The 16,908-nt window shown below is 45.3% G+C and carries 13 protein-coding genes and 1 other RNA gene; 7 read left to right on the top strand and 7 right to left on the bottom strand.

The window, feature by feature from the left end; all coding sequences use genetic code 11:
- Window positions 1-428 precede the first annotated feature (428 nt).
- Window positions 429-814: a transfer-messenger RNA gene (gene ssrA, locus EBR25_09290) on the top strand.
- Between the two features lie 6 nt (window positions 815-820).
- Here the strand turns inward: ssrA and EBR25_09285 are convergent.
- From EBR25_09285 to EBR25_09275, 3 genes are all read right to left on the bottom strand, one after another.
- A complete protein-coding gene (locus EBR25_09285; protein NBW41180.1) occupies window positions 821-1,024 on the bottom strand; it encodes a hypothetical protein in 204 nt (67 codons plus the stop codon).
- Between the two features lie 115 nt (window positions 1,025-1,139).
- The gene (locus EBR25_09280; GenBank protein ID NBW41179.1) at window positions 1,140-2,066 is read right to left on the bottom strand and encodes a mechanosensitive ion channel family protein; all 927 of its coding nucleotides are present in this window, start codon (window positions 2,064-2,066) and stop codon (window positions 1,140-1,142) included.
- Window positions 2,067-2,180: 114 nt separating this feature from the next.
- Complete coding sequence (locus EBR25_09275) at window positions 2,181-3,575, bottom strand: tryptophanase (protein ID NBW41178.1); 1,395 nt, start codon at window positions 3,573-3,575, stop codon at window positions 2,181-2,183.
- 280 nt (window positions 3,576-3,855) lie between these two features.
- Between EBR25_09275 and EBR25_09270 the strand changes: the two genes are divergently transcribed.
- Entirely contained in the window at window positions 3,856-4,854 is a 999-nt protein-coding gene (locus tag EBR25_09270; protein NBW41177.1) for an NAD-dependent epimerase/dehydratase family protein, read from the top strand.
- Window positions 4,855-4,865: 11 nt separating this feature from the next.
- Window positions 4,866-6,059: a glycine C-acetyltransferase gene (kbl, locus tag EBR25_09265; GenBank protein ID NBW41176.1), complete on the top strand. Its 1,194-nt coding sequence runs from the start codon at window positions 4,866-4,868 to the stop codon at window positions 6,057-6,059.
- 128 nt (window positions 6,060-6,187) lie between these two features.
- Here kbl and EBR25_09260 read toward each other — a convergent pair whose 3' ends face one another.
- Together EBR25_09260 and EBR25_09255 are read right to left on the bottom strand one after the other, a co-directional pair.
- Window positions 6,188-7,576, bottom strand: a complete 1,389-nt coding sequence (locus tag EBR25_09260) for a M23 family metallopeptidase (GenBank protein ID NBW41175.1) — start codon at window positions 7,574-7,576, stop codon at window positions 6,188-6,190.
- 172 nt (window positions 7,577-7,748) lie between these two features.
- Window positions 7,749-8,084: a hypothetical protein gene (locus EBR25_09255; protein NBW41174.1), complete on the bottom strand. Its 336-nt coding sequence runs from the start codon at window positions 8,082-8,084 to the stop codon at window positions 7,749-7,751.
- A 235-nt stretch (window positions 8,085-8,319) separates the two neighbouring features.
- Between EBR25_09255 and EBR25_09250 the strand changes: the two genes are divergently transcribed.
- Window positions 8,320-9,135 carry a glycerol acyltransferase gene (locus EBR25_09250; GenBank protein ID NBW41173.1) on the top strand — a complete coding sequence of 272 codons (816 nt, stop codon included), beginning with the start codon at window positions 8,320-8,322 and terminating at the stop codon, window positions 9,133-9,135.
- Window positions 9,136-9,165: 30 nt separating this feature from the next.
- Here the strand turns inward: EBR25_09250 and EBR25_09245 are convergent, their stop codons facing one another.
- Together EBR25_09245 and EBR25_09240 are read right to left on the bottom strand one after the other, a co-directional pair.
- The gene (locus tag EBR25_09245) at window positions 9,166-10,236 is read right to left on the bottom strand and encodes a glycosyltransferase family 1 protein (protein NBW41172.1); all 1,071 of its coding nucleotides are present in this window, start codon (window positions 10,234-10,236) and stop codon (window positions 9,166-9,168) included.
- 109 nt (window positions 10,237-10,345) lie between these two features.
- Window positions 10,346-13,378: a hypothetical protein gene (locus tag EBR25_09240; GenBank protein NBW41171.1), complete on the bottom strand. Its 3,033-nt coding sequence runs from the start codon at window positions 13,376-13,378 to the stop codon at window positions 10,346-10,348.
- A gap of 294 nt (window positions 13,379-13,672) precedes the next feature.
- On the opposite strand from EBR25_09240, the gene EBR25_09235 reads away from it, so the two are divergent.
- From EBR25_09235 to EBR25_09225, 3 genes are all read left to right on the top strand, one after another.
- Window positions 13,673-15,631: a hypothetical protein gene (locus tag EBR25_09235; GenBank protein NBW41170.1), complete on the top strand. Its 1,959-nt coding sequence runs from the start codon at window positions 13,673-13,675 to the stop codon at window positions 15,629-15,631.
- The gene (locus EBR25_09230; protein NBW41169.1) at window positions 15,628-16,230 is read left to right on the top strand and encodes a DEAD/DEAH box helicase; all 603 of its coding nucleotides are present in this window, start codon (window positions 15,628-15,630) and stop codon (window positions 16,228-16,230) included. Before EBR25_09235 ends, EBR25_09230 begins: the two co-directional genes overlap by 4 nt.
- 29 nt (window positions 16,231-16,259) lie before the next feature.
- Window positions 16,260-16,908: hypothetical protein (locus EBR25_09225; protein ID NBW41168.1), on the top strand; the 649-nt coding region annotated here is incomplete at its 3' end.

Below are 16,908 nucleotides of genomic sequence, written 5' to 3'. Positions count from 1 at the left end.
GGTCTATGGGCGTGCCGCCCCCGATGTCGGGAGTTTGTCCATGTGAAAACTGGAGAGGAAACAGGGAAAAGAAGAAACACAGTGTTACGAGTGGGCATGGTGTGACTCTGAAAAGACTCTTCCTCGTTATATGATTGTGGTGCTCTTTATCCATTGGCCGCTCTCCCCTTGCGAGCAACTTATCTTCTTTGACGACTAAATTTGGCCCGCTCAGTGGTGTTATGCGAAAAATTCTTAGCTATGAGTCATACTTTTTTCTGAAAACCAAGTGGGTATGGTAGTATTCGGGGAGAAAGGTGATTACATTAATAGAAGGGAGCCATATTTTCAGATAGTTAAGGGTGCTAGCTGTCATTATCTCCCTAGACGCGAATCTCCCTAGAAGGAGGAGTCACGTTTAACGAGTATACCTCATACTCATAAGATATGGGGGTGTACTGGTTTCGACGGGATTCGTTGAAGCGGATTGTAAGCACGTCGAGGTGGCCGTTGGCCTCGTAAAAAAGCGGCAAAGCTATAAATGCAAACATTGACGAAGTAAGCGCAGACTACGCTCTCGCTGCTTAATCAAAAAATAGACTAGCCGTAATACGCCGGTCGGCTGATTGAGAGTTTGTCTGCGGCTCTCAGTGAGTTAATTCAGTAGACTAGAGAGTATGTTTTGTCTTGAACAGCTTTTCGAACCTTTAAAGACTCGTACTTAAAGATTTTGTCTTAGAAAGCTTTAGGTATTAAATAAAAACTGAGACTAAACGTGTAGAAAGCATTCGCAGAAGTTTCTCGGACGCGGGTTCGATTCCCGCCACCTCCACCAAATTTTTCATTCGGCATTCAAGCCCAGGGGCTGCGCCCCTCTCGGGCTGATCGCCCGTTCACCCCCACTTTTCCCCCCGTAACTTGGCTTCGCCAAGATTGCTGCCCCTAGGGGGCATGCGTAGGCGGGAATCGAACCCTGAAAGAGGTACTGCGATTCGGTTGCTGCTGCATAGCAGCAACTTCCCGCCACCTCCACCAATTTTTTCATTCGGCATTCAAGCCCAGGGGCTGTGCCCCTCTCGGGCTGATCGCCCGTTCACCCCCACTTTTCCCCCGTAACTTGGCTTCGCCAAGATTGCTGCCCCTAAGGGGGCATGACGATTCTAATCTAAATCAAGGGCTGCATTGTTGACGTGAAGCTCCATCTGAGGGAATGGGATGTCTATTTTTTGAGCCTCCAGAGACTCCTTAATAGCCTCAGTAAGCGCCTCTTTCACACCGCCAAACTCACTGGCCATTGTCCAAAAACGGACAACCCAATTGACACTAGAATCACCAAGGTCAACCAAATATACCTGATATCCCCGACCCTCTTCATCGATAAGTCTATCCCTTAAAGACTCAGCAGCAGATACAAGAGCCGCACGGGTATCCGAAATCTTTGCCCCATACTCTACTCCAACCAGAACCTCCACCCGACGATGCTCATGGTAGCTAATGTTCTCAATCGTATTCCCATAGATCTGACTGTTCGGAACAATAATTCTTCGGTTATCAGGTGTATCAAAAGTTGTAGAAAATAAATCAATCTCATAGACCTTGCCCTTGGTTCCCCCGGCTGAGACGGTATCTCCAACCTTAAAAGGTCTAAAAACTAATAATAATACCCCAGAAGCAAAGTTACTTAGCGTTCCCTGAAAAGCCAAGCCCACCGCAAACCCAGCAGCCGCGATCACAGCAGCAAAACTCGCGACACTAATGCCAAACATTCCAAGGACACCCAAAAGGGTGAAAGTCATCAGAGAATAAAAGATTAACTTTCCAATAAACTTTCCAAGCGTCTCATCAACCGCCTTTCTGATTGGCTGGCTCGCTATTCGCGATACAAAAGAACTAGCAAAATATGCGACGATTACCAGAAGTAATGCCGAGATTACTGGAATAATAAATCTATCACTCAGACTGAATAGCGCTGATAGATCACCATCAAGCAGAGCAGAAAATGATTGGGCTATATCGTCTTTTGCCTTTCCCGCGACCTGACCAAACGCCTCATCCGTTTCAACATTCCCTGTTACTACATCTGCCATACAAAACTCCAAAAGAATAAAAGAGAAGCCACCTCTCAACGATAGCGAAAAATCACTACGGAGAGTAGGAGATTGTCATCAAAGAATGCAATTATATTTTGTTTGATCCCTGCGCTATTTTACAGGAGTAAAGGTCGAACGAAAGTGGCGCATAACAGGAGCCTCTTCACAGAATCGAAATCCATGGCATTCATTTCTTTGTGAATAGAGCTCTATAAGACACTCCACGACATATCCCATATGCGCTTCCGTATACGTACGTCTTGGAAGCGCAAGCCGAACTAAATCTAACTCTGGAGAACGCTGCCCATCTTCACCGTCTTGTTCTCCTGGGAGTGTTTTTCCGAAAGCAACTGTTCCCAGCTCACAACATCGGACTCCTCCAATGGTATACAAGGATGTAGTGAGCGTAATTCCCGGTAGATGATGTTGAGGAATATGAGGAAAGAACTCTTTTGAATCTATGTAAATGGCATGTCCTCCAGCTGGACGAAGTACCGGAATAGAAGCTTGAATCAGCTTTTCAACCATCCACTCAGTGGTTCGCAGCCGATATTCTAAATACCGCTCATCAAGTACTTCCTTTAGCCCCTGACTCATTGCTGCTAAGGAATACCCTGCTAGTCCTCCATAGGTCGGAAATCCTTCGTAGATAATCAGCCTATTTTTTATTTTCTCGGCTAGAGCTTTGTCTCGGATGCAAACCAGGCCACCAATATTGGACAGGGCATCCTTTTTCCCAGAGAAAGTCATTCCATCGCAAAGCGAGAAGAGTTCAAGCGCAATCTCTTTCACGGAGTAGGTGGCATATTCACTCTCTCGCTTTTTAATAAAGAACGCGTTTTCCGCAAACCGACAAGCATCGATAATTAAAGGTTTTTGATATTTGCGACAAAGTTCTGATGTTGCCCGAATATTTTTAAGACTTACCGGTTGGCCACCCGAAGCGTTGTTGGTAACCGAAACCATGACAAAAGGAATACGGGATTGTTCAGTATTGAAAAGGAGCTCTAGAGCTGAAAGATCAATATCACCCTTAAAGGGAGAGTCGGTGAACGGTTGTTTGCCATCCGCATGAAGCAAGTTTACGCCCTCAGCACCTCTATCCTCTATATTTGCAAGAGTTGTATCGAAGTGTCCGTTCGATGGTATGAGTTGATCTTTCTCTACGAGTTCTGAAAAGAGCAGGTGCTCTGCAGCTCGTCCCTGATGAACAGGAATGACAAAGGGCATTCCCGTAATGTCTTTTACAGTCTGTTCGAGCTCTAAGAAACTACGACTCCCTGCATACGATTCATCCGCTCGAATCATTTCTGCCCACTGTTGATCACTCATTGCGCCTGTCCCTGAATCTGTCAGGAGATCAATGGTTACTTGCTGTGCAGTGAGTCCAAAGACATTGTATCCAGCTTCTTGAATCCATTTCTTGCGGTCTTCACTTGAAGTAATGGGCATTTGCTCTACCGATTTGATGCGAAATGGCTCGAAGAGGACAGGGCGCTTATTCATAGAGGTGACTATTTAATGAATCATGAGAAACGAGTATGAATACAGCTATTCTACCATGATTTGAGGTACCGAAAAATTGATGTTCAATACCCAATCGAGCTCCTACTCGCTCCTTGGCGTCTCCTAAGGTCTCTTAAAGGCAGAAAAAAGAGCAGATAACCAGCGAAGAGGGAAATACGAGGCCTTGAGCGAGCAAAGAGGAAGGGGGCGTGAATTGAACTCTATAGTTGAATGATTTATCTTTTAGCGCTGGATATATCGAGGAAAAGAGAGACAGATTATGAAAGAGACATCCGTACTTGTTACTGGGGCAGGGGGCGAGCTTGGAACTGCTCTGATAGCTCACCTGATTGCTGGTGGCTCAAAGGTCGTTGCGCTTGATTTGAATGAAGCGTTTCAACCTCCCGCCGACAGCGTAACCGTCGTTCATGGTGATATCTGTGATGAAAAACGAATCTCTCAGTTATTCATAGAATATGATTTTCCCGTGGTGTTCCATTTCGCAGCACTGCTCTCTTCTGCCGCTGAGAAAAATCCATTTCTCTCCCAACGAGTCAACATTGATGCAACGAGTTTCTTGATTGAGCAAGCATACGAACAGGGAAAGCATCGGGGAGAACCGACGCGGTTTATCTTTCCAAGCTCTATTGCAATTTACGGTTCTCCGGATAGAAATCAGTTAAGACAACCCTTGACGGAAAATGACTGTCTTCATCCAGAAACTCTTTACGGTATTCAAAAGTTGTTTATCGAGCAGATTGGTTCGTATTTTACGAAACGAGGGTCAGGTCAGTTCCTTGATTTTCGCAGTCTTCGATATCCAGGCCTCATTAGTATCGATACGTTGCCGACGGGAGGAACGAGTGATTACGCAGCTGAGATGCTGCATCATGCAAATGACGGGAAATCGTATGAGTGCTTCGTTTCTCCTGAAGCAGCATTGCCCTTCATGACTATGCCAGATGCAGTGCGAGCAATGATAATGTTAGCAGAGGCGTCAGCTGAAAGTCTTTCAAGACGAGTATACAACGTGCGAGGCTTCTCGGTTACAGCCGAGCAGTTGCGAGATGAGGTTCTTCACTACTATCCGAATGCTGATTTGCGGTACAATCCAGTCGAATGGCGAGATGATGTTGTAAATTCGTGGCCGGATGATATTGATGATTCGCTTGCGGGGTGTGACTGGGGATGGAAGCCAGAGCATGATGTAAAGCGAGCATTTACTGACTACTTTTTGCCAGGTCTGAAGCGAGAGCAACTGAAGGTCAGTGCAGGATAAGGAGGAGAGCCATGTATTCAGAAGAAGTGAAATCGCAGTATGCAACTGAGCTTGAAGAGATTCAGTCAGCGGGGCTCTTTAAGAAAGAGCGCGTTATTGTATCACCGCAAGATGCAAATATCCGTGTTGAAGCCGGCGAAGTTCTAAACTTTTGTGCAAATAACTATCTTGGTCTTTCATGTAATACTCAGCTTATTGAAGCTGCAAAAAGTGGACTTGATCAGTATGGTCTTGGTTTGTCATCTGTCCGATTTATATGCGGAACACAAGATATTCATAAACAGCTTGAACAAAAGATAAGCGAATTTCACTCAACAGAGGATGCTATCCTTTATGCTGCGTGCTTTGATGCAAATGGAGGGGTTTTTGAGCCACTACTTGGAGAAGAAGACGCTATTATTAGCGATGCTCTAAATCATGCCTCTATTATTGATGGAATACGACTTTGTAAGGCGCATCGATATCGTTATAGACATTCTGACCTTTCTCACCTTGAAGCATGTCTTAAGGAGGCACGTGAAGCAGGGGTAAAGAAGATTATGATTGCCACTGACGGGGTATTCTCTATGGATGGAGAAGTTGCCGACCTCAAGGGAATTTGTGATCTTGCTGACCAATATGACGCAATGGTGATGGTAGACGAGTGCCATGCCTCCGGTTTCTTTGGACCAACGGGAAGAGGTTCCGTTGAGCATTGTGGAGTAACCGGTCGAGTCGATATTATCACTTCAACGCTCGGAAAGGCTTTAGGGGGAGCGATAGGTGGTTTTACGACAGGACATTCCGAGCTCATTCAGCTCCTTCGGCAGCGTAGCCGCCCTTATCTGTTTAGTAACTCACTGCCGCCTGTCATCGTCACAGCCGGTATCGCCTGTTTAGATCTTCTAACGCAGACCTCCTCCTTGAGAGAAAAACTCGAGGAGAATACGAAGTTTTTCCGTTCGGAGATGTCAGCGCTCGGGTTTACCTTAAAGGGGGAAATTCATCCAATCGTTCCCGTTATGCTGGGAGACGCTAAACTTGCTTCAGCTATGGCAGATGACCTCCTAGGGGAAGGAATCTACGTTATCGGCTTCTCTTATCCTGTCGTTCCCAAGGGGGAGGCAAGAATTCGAGTGCAGGTATCTGCTGCTCATGAGAGGGCTGATCTCGAAAGGGCGGTCGCTGCTTTTCGGAAGGTAGGTCAGGCACACGGAGTCATTTAGGGGAGGCGTACCCCGCTCGTGAAAAATACAAGGGAGAGTGCGCTAACGAACGGCGGCGGGCTCAGGTACTGGCTCTTGTATCGTTTCTCGTGAATCTTCACCCAGGATTGGCCATTCTTGATTGCTATTCAACCCGAAGTATAGGGTTCGAGTAGCTTGGTAAGCTTCTGTTCGATATTGTCTTGAAACCACTTTGGATCCCACCACTCGATGGGCGTAACGGGCACGCCCTGTATGCGGATTTCAAAGTGAAGATGGTCACCCCCAGCTAGTCCCGTCGTACCACTTTGTCCGATCAGGTCTCCTTGATTCACCGTTTCACCCGCTTGAACAGCGAATGAAGAGAGGTGTCCATAGAGGCTTGTAATTCCAGCTCCATGATCAATAAGGATAGTATTTCCATAGATACCAAGTTGTTCTGCTAACAAGACGTTTCCAGCTGCTGTTGCACGCACATTATCTGCAACTACTGAGGCAATATCCTGACCATCATGAAAAGAGGTGCTGATTGACTTTCCTTCGAACAGATAGGTTCGAAATTCACCAAATCGTGAAGTCAATGTTCCTGCCATCGGTCGCTGAAAGTGTTGAGTAGGAATATCAGCTCGTATTCCAGCTTTCTCCATCGCTGTACTTATCTCACCTACCAATTTTTCGCGGTATTGCTCATTAACTACTTTGAATCCGTCAAGATCACTCAAAGGAGTTTGAGCTGCTAAATACCCATCTTGTTTCATTTCTTTAACGAGAGGGGGTATTTTGCGACTGAGGAACGAAGAAGAGAGTTTTGGTGATGTTCTGCGATACGCTTGTTCTTCAAAACGAAGCGATAAGACACGCTCGGTGCTATTACCAAAATTATCAGTGGCATGTAGTGTAGGCTGAAATTTCTCACGAGCGAGACCACGAGGGGTAGCAAACAGAACTCCATAAAGCCTTTCTGGCAAATCAAGTTCGGGATAGGCATCGATAAGTTTAAACGGTGCAAAGATCTTATCTTGATAAGCAGAGAGCCATACTTCTTTTAGCGACATGTTGTCGGCAGCTTGAAACAGTACAAGCTCTGCTCCGCCCGCGAATATGCGGTGTTGTTGAGAGAGTACTTCAATTGACGGAGCAGAAAAATCAAGCGTAATTGGAGCCGTTATTCGAAAGACATTACCCCAGATCGCTGCATCTTGTGCTGTTACAATAACTTCAGCAGCTCCCTCTGCCAGCGAACCTTGTAGCGTTCCGAGATCGAGCGATAGTTCATGGGTATTCAAGAGAGGAGAAGCTTCATGCAGTATTTCTCCTTCAATTTGTGTTTCTCCGCTTTGTTGTACTAGGTAGCGTACCGAAACGATTGCATTGAGATCGTCAGAGACCTTGAGAGAGAGTTCTCCTCCCCGTTGTTCAATCGTAATAGAGGGAGAGGTAAAATCTACATACCGTGAGCTCCCGATGGAGACTGGAAAGAAGAAGGCTAGAGCAAGAAACGTCGTAAGAAGAGTAAAAAGAGTAAGGATAATTTTCACGAGATATCACAAAAAAATAAGTTTCTGCACCAGAGTATACTACGAGATCGGAAGTGCAAGAGACTTCCATCATTTTTTTAAGTTCCGTGTATGATTTTCTGGAATCAGTGAAAATATCTAATTTGTCAGAAAAACTGGCGGAAGAGCCCCAAAAAAGTTTTTCGACCAGAAATTATTGAGGCGTATCGAGTGCCTTGAGATCATCTCTATCAACGTTTTCAGTTTGGCCTGTAGCCCTGACAGCGAGCCTTCCTGTCCTTGCTGAAGCAGTGTGGACAATATTTGCTCCTGCCCTAAAGGAAGTATCTGAAAGATCAATAACTTTCTCAACCGTTTGAACGGTATCGCCAGCGAGCGAGCCAACCTGTTTGATGGCTTTCCCAATGTGTTCTGTAAAATTTGGAATTGTGGCGCCGGCAGCAACCAAAGAAAGCGCAAGTATCTGTGCAGGTTTTTGAACACCTGTAGAAACTATAGCAGAGAGTGCAGAAAGAGCTGTCTTAAACATATGCCTCCTATAAGGTTATGAAAGGAATAAATGAAAAAGTGCTCTGAAAGGGGATGCGATGAGTTTTGAAGTTTATAACTAGCTGAAAATAAACGACAAGAAGTAAGATAAAAGAGGAGAGCCGCCTTAAGCGGCAGGGGAGTGCCTGCACTGCGTTCCTTCCTTCTGCGTAAGAGGACAGCCGACTCTGCTATACTAGGAGAACAAGGGGATAGAAGTTTCTCAGAAATCAAGAATGAACGACCTCGATAACCAGATGAGTTACCGGACCAGTAGGGATCCCTTTTTCAAAAGGCTCGTGATTGCCTCGGTTGAGCGGTGCACTGGAGCTCACCACATGCAGAGATTGTATACAGAGATTCTCTCGCGTATTGGAGCAGGAGGACAATTTTGGGATGAGACTCTCAGAGTGATGTCTATTGATGTGCTCTTACATGGAGAAGAGCATTTGTCGAGAGTTTCTGGTTCCGGTGGAGTATTAGTCATTGCAAATCATCCATTCGGAATCGTTGATGGATTAGTTGCATCGCAAGTCGCATATAAGCTGAGAAGAAACTTTAAAATTCTTGTAAATCACGTTTTAACCTTTGAGCCGAGTCTCAATGAGTATCTCTTGCCAATTGATTTTCGAGATACAAAAGAAGCCAGAAGACGGAATGTTCAATCGCGTCAGGCAGCTCTTGAAGCACTGGATCGAGGTGAAGCCGTAATACTGTTTCCTGGCGGAGGGGTCGCTACTCGTCGATTCGGCTTTGGAGCTCTCGAAGAGCTTCCATGGGGTACTCTTGTTGCAAAGCTTGCGGTTCAGTCTAATGCTCAGATAGTTCCCTTGTATTTTCATGGCGAGAATTCATTTCTATTTCATTTTGCAAGTCAGATTCATATCAATCTTCGCCTTGCATTATTCATTCATGAAACACGAAAGATGATAGGGCGTTCTGTCCGTGCTGATATCAGACCCGTTATTACACCTGAGGAAATTTCAAACTTTCAATCTCGAATTGATATAGTCTCATTTCTTAAGAGCCATACAGAAGGAAACGGAATCTAGAGTCAATATTGTAGGTGGATGCTCGTGTAGTCAAAAGGGCGCGATTTCAAAAAATTCCCTCATCTGCTCGTGATAATTCTTCAGCTGAAACATCGAGCGAAAGCGGGTCTTACTATTCATTCCATAAGATTCCCGCAGATTAGTATCATTAAGAAGGCATCGTAAAGCCTCTCTCAAGGAGTCGGGATCATTCGGCGGTACTACTAGGCCATTCTCTTTATCTTTGACAATATATGGAAGTCCACCGACATCTGTTACAATTGCAGGTTTTCCGTGACTCATAGCTTCAACAACTGAGCGAGGGACTCCTTCTCTTCTTGTGGATGGCATACAGACAATATCAAAAAGAGTAGCAATTTGTGCAGCATCTTCTCGAAAACCCAGGAGTCGGACGGAGTTCTGTAGCCCTAATTCTTGAACCCGCTTTGCAGTGGCTGCTTCTCTATCATCACCTACGAGGAGAAGAGTAACAGGAAATTCTTCAAATAATGGCTTCATAGCCACCAGAAGAGAGTCGATCCCTTTTAACGGTCGAATATTAGCAACTACCCCTACAATCAGGTGATTTTCAGGCAACTGAAGCGTGCTTTTTGCAATAGCAGACTGCTGCGTTTCATACCACGTCTCTTCATGTCCCTTAAAGATGGTGGTAAGCCGTTTTTGCGAGATGCCGAGTGACTTTAAAAAGTTTTCTACCGGTGGACAGTTACTAATAATCCCAGAGAGCCGTGAATTGAGATGAGTTAAATAAGAGGCGGGATCCCATCGGGAGAGATTTCCCAATGTACCGCGGTACCCAATGACTCTGGTAGGAAGCCCTCGAACAGCAAAAAGTGACGTTGATAATCCCGCATTAAATGACGAATAGATCACGTCAATCGGTTTTTCTCGACACAGCCTTCGAATGATACGCATCGCCTTAAAATCGAGTCGATGGCGTATTCGCATTGGTATTACGTGCGCCCCCAGACCCTCAAAAATAGACATCCGAGGCTCTTGAGGATCGGTAATCAGTGTCACGCGATCACCCAGCTGACACATCCATTCGAGCAGGCTTGCCTCGGAGCGATCACTGACTCTGTGCACAAAGAGAATATTCATGAATACACTTTTATGAATGATAATATCTGACTCAAGGGTTTCTGATTTTTATCATCGTGTCAATTATGTACGCCGTGACTGGCAAGAGGCATCTCTCGCGCTCCTTGTATTAGAGCTTTCCTGGGCTTATATACGAAGCTCTATGTGATGCAACTGGAGAAGAAACAGCTTGAAGGAATTTTCTCCTCTCTATTGCTGCATAGAGTAAAGAGTCCTCGAAAGATGTGTCTTGAAGCAGGGTATGAAATTTCCACGGTGAAATTTCGGTTTGTATCAGAGACAGGAGTGTATCTTCTACTTGCCGTTCTCCCAGTGTTTTGTCTCCCTTCTCATGTAGTGCTTCGCGGAGTTTTTTAATATCGACTTTGCGTGCAATACGAGGCCGCGCACTTCCATGACGACCATTATATGGGGGTGCAGCATGATGTGAGAAAAGATAGCCAATCTGAGCTTTCATTTTGCGCAGACGTAATTCACCGTCAACAATTCGTGGATAATCTTTCTTGATTGTAAGTATTTGCTCGTATGTCCGAGTATATTCTTTGAAGTAAGTGCTCATATTCCATGAGGGATTCACGTCTACCCGGACGTCAATAGTTGGTGTTTTATACTTGAGACGAATTTCGGGTTGAGAGGTTATATGAGATAGATCAGAGATGTGAGCGATAAAATCATCGATGCTGGTATCATTCGGGAAGCCAGCAGCTCGCCATGGTTCTTCAGATAACGTCTTCTTTAATTGTGTTTTTGATACGTTTTGCTCGAGCAGCGCATTCAACGTGTTATCAATAACGTTCCGATCAACACAATCATTACAGAGTGTGAAGAAGCGTTTTTTGAAAAGGTCTACCTCAACCTTTCCCCTTCGTTCTCGCCCATTACCAATTCCCCATTCTGAAGCGGATGGAAGTATCCCCTCTTCAAGTCGGGTGCTAATCATTCCATGTAAAACATCTTTCTTCGCTCTCAGTGCGAAGTATTCTGGGCAGTTTTCTGTGATGAAGTCATGGAGCAGTCGCTTTTCGAGCACCATTCCTGCCATAAGGTCGGAAATACGGTGGGTTTTAGGGACCGCTGTTCGTTCATCAAGGGCGCGTAGCGATACATAATATTCAGCAAGTTTCTCCGTGTCCCCAATGGCATATGCCAGTTGAGCGGGAGGGATTGCGCCATCATCCTCTCTTTTGGTCCAGTCGCTGGTTTGCTCATCTTTTGAGAGTTCGAAGTCGCAGCACCAATACAGCCCATCCCGAAGTCCACGTCTTTCAATATCTGGCCGTAGCCGCTTTAACTCTTTGATGGTGTCAATAACTCCGCGTGGAAACAGGCCCTCTTGAGCGAGGACTGAACGCTCAAAATGCTCATTTTGAATGATAAGTTCCCGAGCTGTTTGACTGTGTAGTACTGCACCAAGGGGACTCATGTCATGAAAGAGTGGAGCCCCATCTGTCCCTCGTCCACGAACAGCATCGAATACATAGTTCTTTTTCGCCTCCCAATCGGTAAACGTGTAAACACATGCTTTATGTGGTTTATCAAGAGTAGTCTCAATATCGAAAGCAAGAATACCACTTGTCTTCTCTGCAAGTTCTTTACTGTAAAATGTGATCTCTTCAGCAGTTTTTGCAATTACGGTTTCAAATTGTGGCGTATAGGATGGAGCAATAGAGGCGATTTCTTGGATTTGTTGAGGCAAGGTGTCATTGTGAATTTGCGTGGGTTCAACGGTACGTATAAGGATGCCTATCTCTTCATATGGAAGCTGATGATGAACAAGTTCTCCAATAATATGAAGTTGCATGCCAGGGAGAATTTCTGTGTTAAGGAAATTCAAGGAGCAAAACCCTGTAATTTTTTGTGCGCCGTCATTTAAGGCTATCCTGATATGATCTTCATACTGTTCAATTGACTCAACAATCAGATCTTTGACAAGAAATAATGGGGGACTCGTGTAGGGAGCGGTTGCCTGAAATGCTCTTACTTGTACCTCAAGTCGGCTTGTGACTTCGGATAGACATAGCTCAGTATCTGCCTCCGTCGGACTTTCGCTTAAAGGGGTAAGGTCTAAATGACAGCTATCTAATCTGAGTCGTGGATGATTGGTTACAGTACAAAGAAGCGCAAGCGAATCTTTGGCTTCCCTAATATCAGTAGCAGAGAGCAGTTTCACTACTTCTGCTCCATAGCCAGTATCAATTGCTTTTTGAAGAAATGGTCTTACTTGGGTATTGATTTCAAGGGGAGTATATTGCTGAGGGCCAATCAGCCCTGTTTGAATAGCCAACAATCCAGGTACATCTTCTGGAGAGGCATTCATAGCCAAGGAACCGTACAGAGCGAGCATCTTTTCCACACCATTGGATTGAATTTTGGGGTGACGTGCGAGTGCAGCAAGCCTGATATTCTGTTCCCAGGAGAGAGCCTCTCCTGTTTGTTGCTCTGCGAGGGTATCGAGGTATCTCGCCATCAATAAAGCAAGTCGTTCTGGATGCGTCCCTTTAAGTTGTAGCGAATGTTCGTGCTTCCATTCCGCATCATAAGAGGTAGGTGTTCCCTCACCTCTTGAAATAGTGATATTTGAGGCGACGTTTTCCTTTTCCTTGGTCAAAGAAGCTATGTCTAGTTTGTTAAGTGTCGATTCAAGTATAGAAGCCGCCACTATGCTGCTGAGCGTATTATCATGAATGATACGAATTGACTGACCCTCTTTTAACTTTTCAAAAAGATGCTCTGTGGCCTCAGCGAGGGTTTGCCAATGCGTTGATTTACGAGAGATATCTGGAATAGTGTCTAACGTACGAGGACATAAGAGAGTGGCAGCGGAATCAGGAGTATATCCACGAGCGGATAAGACACGAGCAAATGGTGCGCATCGCTTTAGCTTTTGTTCGATTTGTCTCGCGTTCTCTTCATTGTGTTTACGAAGGATAAACTGAGTCGGAGCAGATAGAGAATAATGAGGAGGTAAGGTTTCAATCCGTTCTTCGGAAAGAGATGCCGTTGGCTGAAGTTGCCGATTGTGTACTTCTTCAGAGCGGAGTTCTACAATTTCTAATGAGTCGCCATTCATAGAGCTTTGATTAATGCGAAATGGCAGAATGAAGAAGGAGTAACGTCCTGAAACTCCCGAACTCTCAGCCATTTTCAGTCGTTCGTTCGAGTATAGAGAGCTTCTGACACTAAGCAATTTTGGAGCGTTACAATTTTCTCTCTTGTTCCTAGTATGGAACTCGACAGAACTTCAGCTAACTCCCTAAAAAAAGTGCGAAATATCGTCTGAAAATGGCCTTGATTGCGGTTATCGGGTGGTGTTCCTCGCGACCTGCGACTTCAATGATTCACTCTTTTTCTATCCTACGGCAGAAAAAGCTGGTGAAAAATTTACTAAGAATCAATCCCCTCTTACCATCGTTCTTGTCGAAGGAGTTAGACATTGATGATGGATCGCGACTCGGATCAGCGCAGCGGCATGCGTAAAAATACTCAGGGAGGCAAGGAGCAAAGTTCTGTTCAACGTGGCCTCTTCGAACCTCCCAGAGCGGCATCGTTACGCCCGGTAAGCCAGCTGATCGCTCAAGCTGCAAGAGATCAGATTCCAGCAGCTATCACTCCTGAGATAAAAGTACGTGCGCAAAAGCCCGAGATGGCTGATGCAATCCGTGATCGCTATAATTTTCAAGAAAAGCTTGCTCCTTTAATTCTCGCGGCGAGAGATTACACTCTGAATGCTGAATTAGAATTCCGATTAAATCCCTCTCTAAGCAGCCTTCCAGATATACGAGAAATGAAAAATGGAAGTTTCATTATCTCGCACTTAGCCGACTGCATTATTGAGAAACGTCCGCTGATGATAGCAACCGATTTTGATAATGATGGGATTGTTTCCAATATGATTGCAACTGATATTTTGAAGTCAGTTGGATTTAGTAACCTTCACTCAGTCTTGCCAATTCGCGATGAGACAGGCTATGGCCTGAGCGAGAAATTTTTTTGGAAGCAGCATGCAATAATGCGAGAGAGATTCGGAAACAGGCCAATGTCTCTGTTAACGGCTGATTTTGGAACAACAAATAAGAAAGAGATTTTGCAAGCACAAAAAGAAGGCTATTGGGTTGGAGTGCTTGATCATCATCATGTCGGGGATGTTGACTGTCCAGCAGTTCTTGGAAATCCGGGACAGACGGGATGTGGATTTGAAGACAATGTGCTCGCAGCCAATGGCTTAATGCTTTTGACTATGTTTGCAGTGCACGACGAATTGAAGAGGCGTGGTGCGGTGCAAGAAAGCATGTCACTGAAAGATTATCTTGTACCTGCTGCCATTGCTACGATTGCTGATTGCGTTCCCTTGCGAGGCGCGAGTTGGACGATTGCCTATCATGGCCTCCGAATGTTTGAAGACTCTCCATTTCCTGTTTTTCAGGAAATGCTTTCAGCAAGAGGTGTCAGAGGAACACCCTCTGGTTCTGATTTGAGTATGTTAATCGCTCCAATGATCAATGCCGCCGGCCGTCTTGGAGATGCAAATTTTATGATTGAAGCACTTGCCGATCGGCAGGTGCTATCCGCGCGGGCTACAGCAGAACGCTTGTTATCACTGAATAAGACTCGACAAGATATTGAAGCAGCAATGTTGCAAAGTGCTTTGCAGTCGCTTCCAAAGGAGGTTGAAAACTTGCCGCGATTCATTTGTCTGATGGATGAAGCGTTCAAGGAATCAGATGGGATACTGAGCGGATATCACAAAGGAGTAGTCGGCATCGTCAGCCAGCGATTGGTGGAGCGATATCTACGTCCTGTAGTGTTGTTTGCTAACTATGACGGAGAAGCCTCAGGCTCGTTTCGAACTGTTGATGGGTATAACCTCATTGCAAATTTAGATAAATTAAGAAAGCATTTTATCAAAGTGGGCGGTCATCCCGCAGCTGCTGGAGGGACTATTGACGCATCCCAGTTCAGCAAGATTTCAGAATTACTGAATCGGAGTGTAGAGCTCGATCTTGGTGCCCAGTATAAGCCACCGTCCTTTCATGTCGATGCGGTATGCACCTTACGTGATATTAATCCAACAGCAGTCAGAGAGCTAAAACGCTTTGAGCCTTTCGGAACCGATAATCCAGAGCCAGATATCCTCATCCCGGATTTGTTTGTTGAGAAGATGCGAGTATTTGGCAAGCATCGGAATAATCTTAGTGTTACGCTTTCAGATGGGCATCGAACGATTGAAGCGGTGTATTGGCGTAGGACTGATATGCCTATGCTTCAGCATAATAATAGAGTTCATATTATTGGAACTCCAACATTAAATGCATCAGGAGAGACCGTTCAGTTTTCTTTAAAGACCGCCTTGCCTGCCGATGAAGGAGTAGGGAGTAGCAAAGGAGGTCGTGTATGAGTCTTGAGCATAGTCGACAACTCCCGGAAAGGCCTCCTCATATAACGGAAGTTAAGGCAAACACGTTGTACACGGCTCTCTCCGTAAAGGAAGGAAAAGAGATAGTATCAACCGTTGCTCAACAGAGTCTATTCCCAGATGAAGACGCACAAACGAGTGTAGTAAAAGTACGAGGCTATGAGCGAGAGATTCCAAAAACAATCGAAGAATTTGCTATTCAGAGCGGAAGAGAAAAAATCCTTCGGACGAAGACCTTTCGATTTATACCGGGTCAGATAGCAGCGCTACTCGAGCTAGATGCGAGTGAGCAAAATGCAGTCGTCGCGGCCAGCACAGGTGCGGGCAAAAGCTATGTAGCTCTTGCGCTTGCTGCCAAGTATCTTCAAGAAGAAGACCATTCCAAAGTACTTTATATTACTCGACAGAAGCCATTAGTTGAACAAGTCATGCGGGATGCTCAGCACAGCCTAACGCTTGCTGCAGGAGTATGGCAGCGCTTACGGGCGCTACACCGGCCAGTAAGCGAAAGACCATCTATGCGAGCAATGCCCGACTCCTGTTCGCTACGCCTCAAACAATTCAAAATGATCTCGGCATAGGAAGAGGCAAGAATGCTCCAATTCTAGATTTGTCATCCGTAAGCCTTGTGATCGTTGATGAAGTACATAAAAGTCGAGGTCGTGACGCTGCTGCTTGCATTTTAGAGCACGTGAAGAATGAAGAGATCAACACAAGAGTTGTCGGCTTCTCGGCAACTCCATATATGAATGAGAACGAGCAACGAGAACTTCTCACAAAGCTGAGTAGGAAGACCGATCTCGATATTGGGAAAAAAGAGTTTCGAGACGTCGAACGAATTCTTTTAGATGTTGGAGTAGGTACAAAACATTATATTAAACACGATGTTACGCTGACGCTGCCCATCAGAGCGCCGGCAAAGACGCTGGAACAGGGCATAACGGACTGTCATCAAAAAATTGTAAGAGCTCTCTCTGGCTTTCCTGACTTAGCACAAGAGGCTGAGCAGCTGATGAGTTGGAATGAAGATCGTACTGTTCGAGTTAAGGGGGAACATGAAACGTCGCATTTTGCACGAGTCCTTCGTAATGCTATCGAGAATGATAAGAAGAAACTGCCGTGGCGTGATAATCTCATAGATCATGTTTATGTACTTGGTGCACTGGGTCGTTATCATCACTATTTGACTCAAACAGGGCGCTTCTTTTTTCTTGATCGTGTGGGAAGAGAATTCGCTGAGGCTCAGCTGGTGCATGTAG

The sequence above is a fragment of the bacterium genome, assembly GCA_009926305.1.
Taxonomy (GTDB): Bacteria; Bdellovibrionota_C; UBA2361; order UBA2361; family RFPC01; genus RFPC01.
Note: the sequence above shows the minus strand (reverse complement) of the source record. Positions and strands in the feature narration are given on the sequence as shown.

What these genes read in the sequence shown, in the direction of transcription:
- EBR25_09285 (NBW41180.1), bottom strand. Translation starts at nt 1,024, where the DNA reads ATGAAAAAATTGGTGGAGGTGGCGGGAAGTTGCTGCTATGCAGCAGCA.
- EBR25_09280 (NBW41179.1), bottom strand. Translation starts at nt 2,066, where the DNA reads ATGGCAGATGTAGTAACAGGGAATGTTGAAACGGATGAGGCGTTTGGT.
- EBR25_09275 (NBW41178.1), bottom strand. Translation starts at nt 3,575, where the DNA reads ATGAATAAGCGCCCTGTCCTCTTCGAGCCATTTCGCATCAAATCGGTA.
- EBR25_09270 (NBW41177.1), top strand. Translation starts at nt 3,856, where the DNA reads ATGAAAGAGACATCCGTACTTGTTACTGGGGCAGGGGGCGAGCTTGGA.
- kbl (NBW41176.1), top strand. Translation starts at nt 4,866, where the DNA reads ATGTATTCAGAAGAAGTGAAATCGCAGTATGCAACTGAGCTTGAAGAG.
- EBR25_09255 (NBW41174.1), bottom strand. Translation starts at nt 8,084, where the DNA reads ATGTTTAAGACAGCTCTTTCTGCACTCTCTGCTATAGTTTCTACAGGT.
- EBR25_09250 (NBW41173.1), top strand. Translation starts at nt 8,320, where the DNA reads ATGAACGACCTCGATAACCAGATGAGTTACCGGACCAGTAGGGATCCC.
- EBR25_09245 (NBW41172.1), bottom strand. Translation starts at nt 10,236, where the DNA reads ATGAATATTCTCTTTGTGCACAGAGTCAGTGATCGCTCCGAGGCAAGC.
- EBR25_09240 (NBW41171.1), bottom strand. Translation starts at nt 13,378, where the DNA reads ATGGCTGAGAGTTCGGGAGTTTCAGGACGTTACTCCTTCTTCATTCTG.
- EBR25_09235 (NBW41170.1), top strand. Translation starts at nt 13,673, where the DNA reads ATGATGGATCGCGACTCGGATCAGCGCAGCGGCATGCGTAAAAATACT.
- EBR25_09230 (NBW41169.1), top strand. Translation starts at nt 15,628, where the DNA reads ATGAGTCTTGAGCATAGTCGACAACTCCCGGAAAGGCCTCCTCATATA.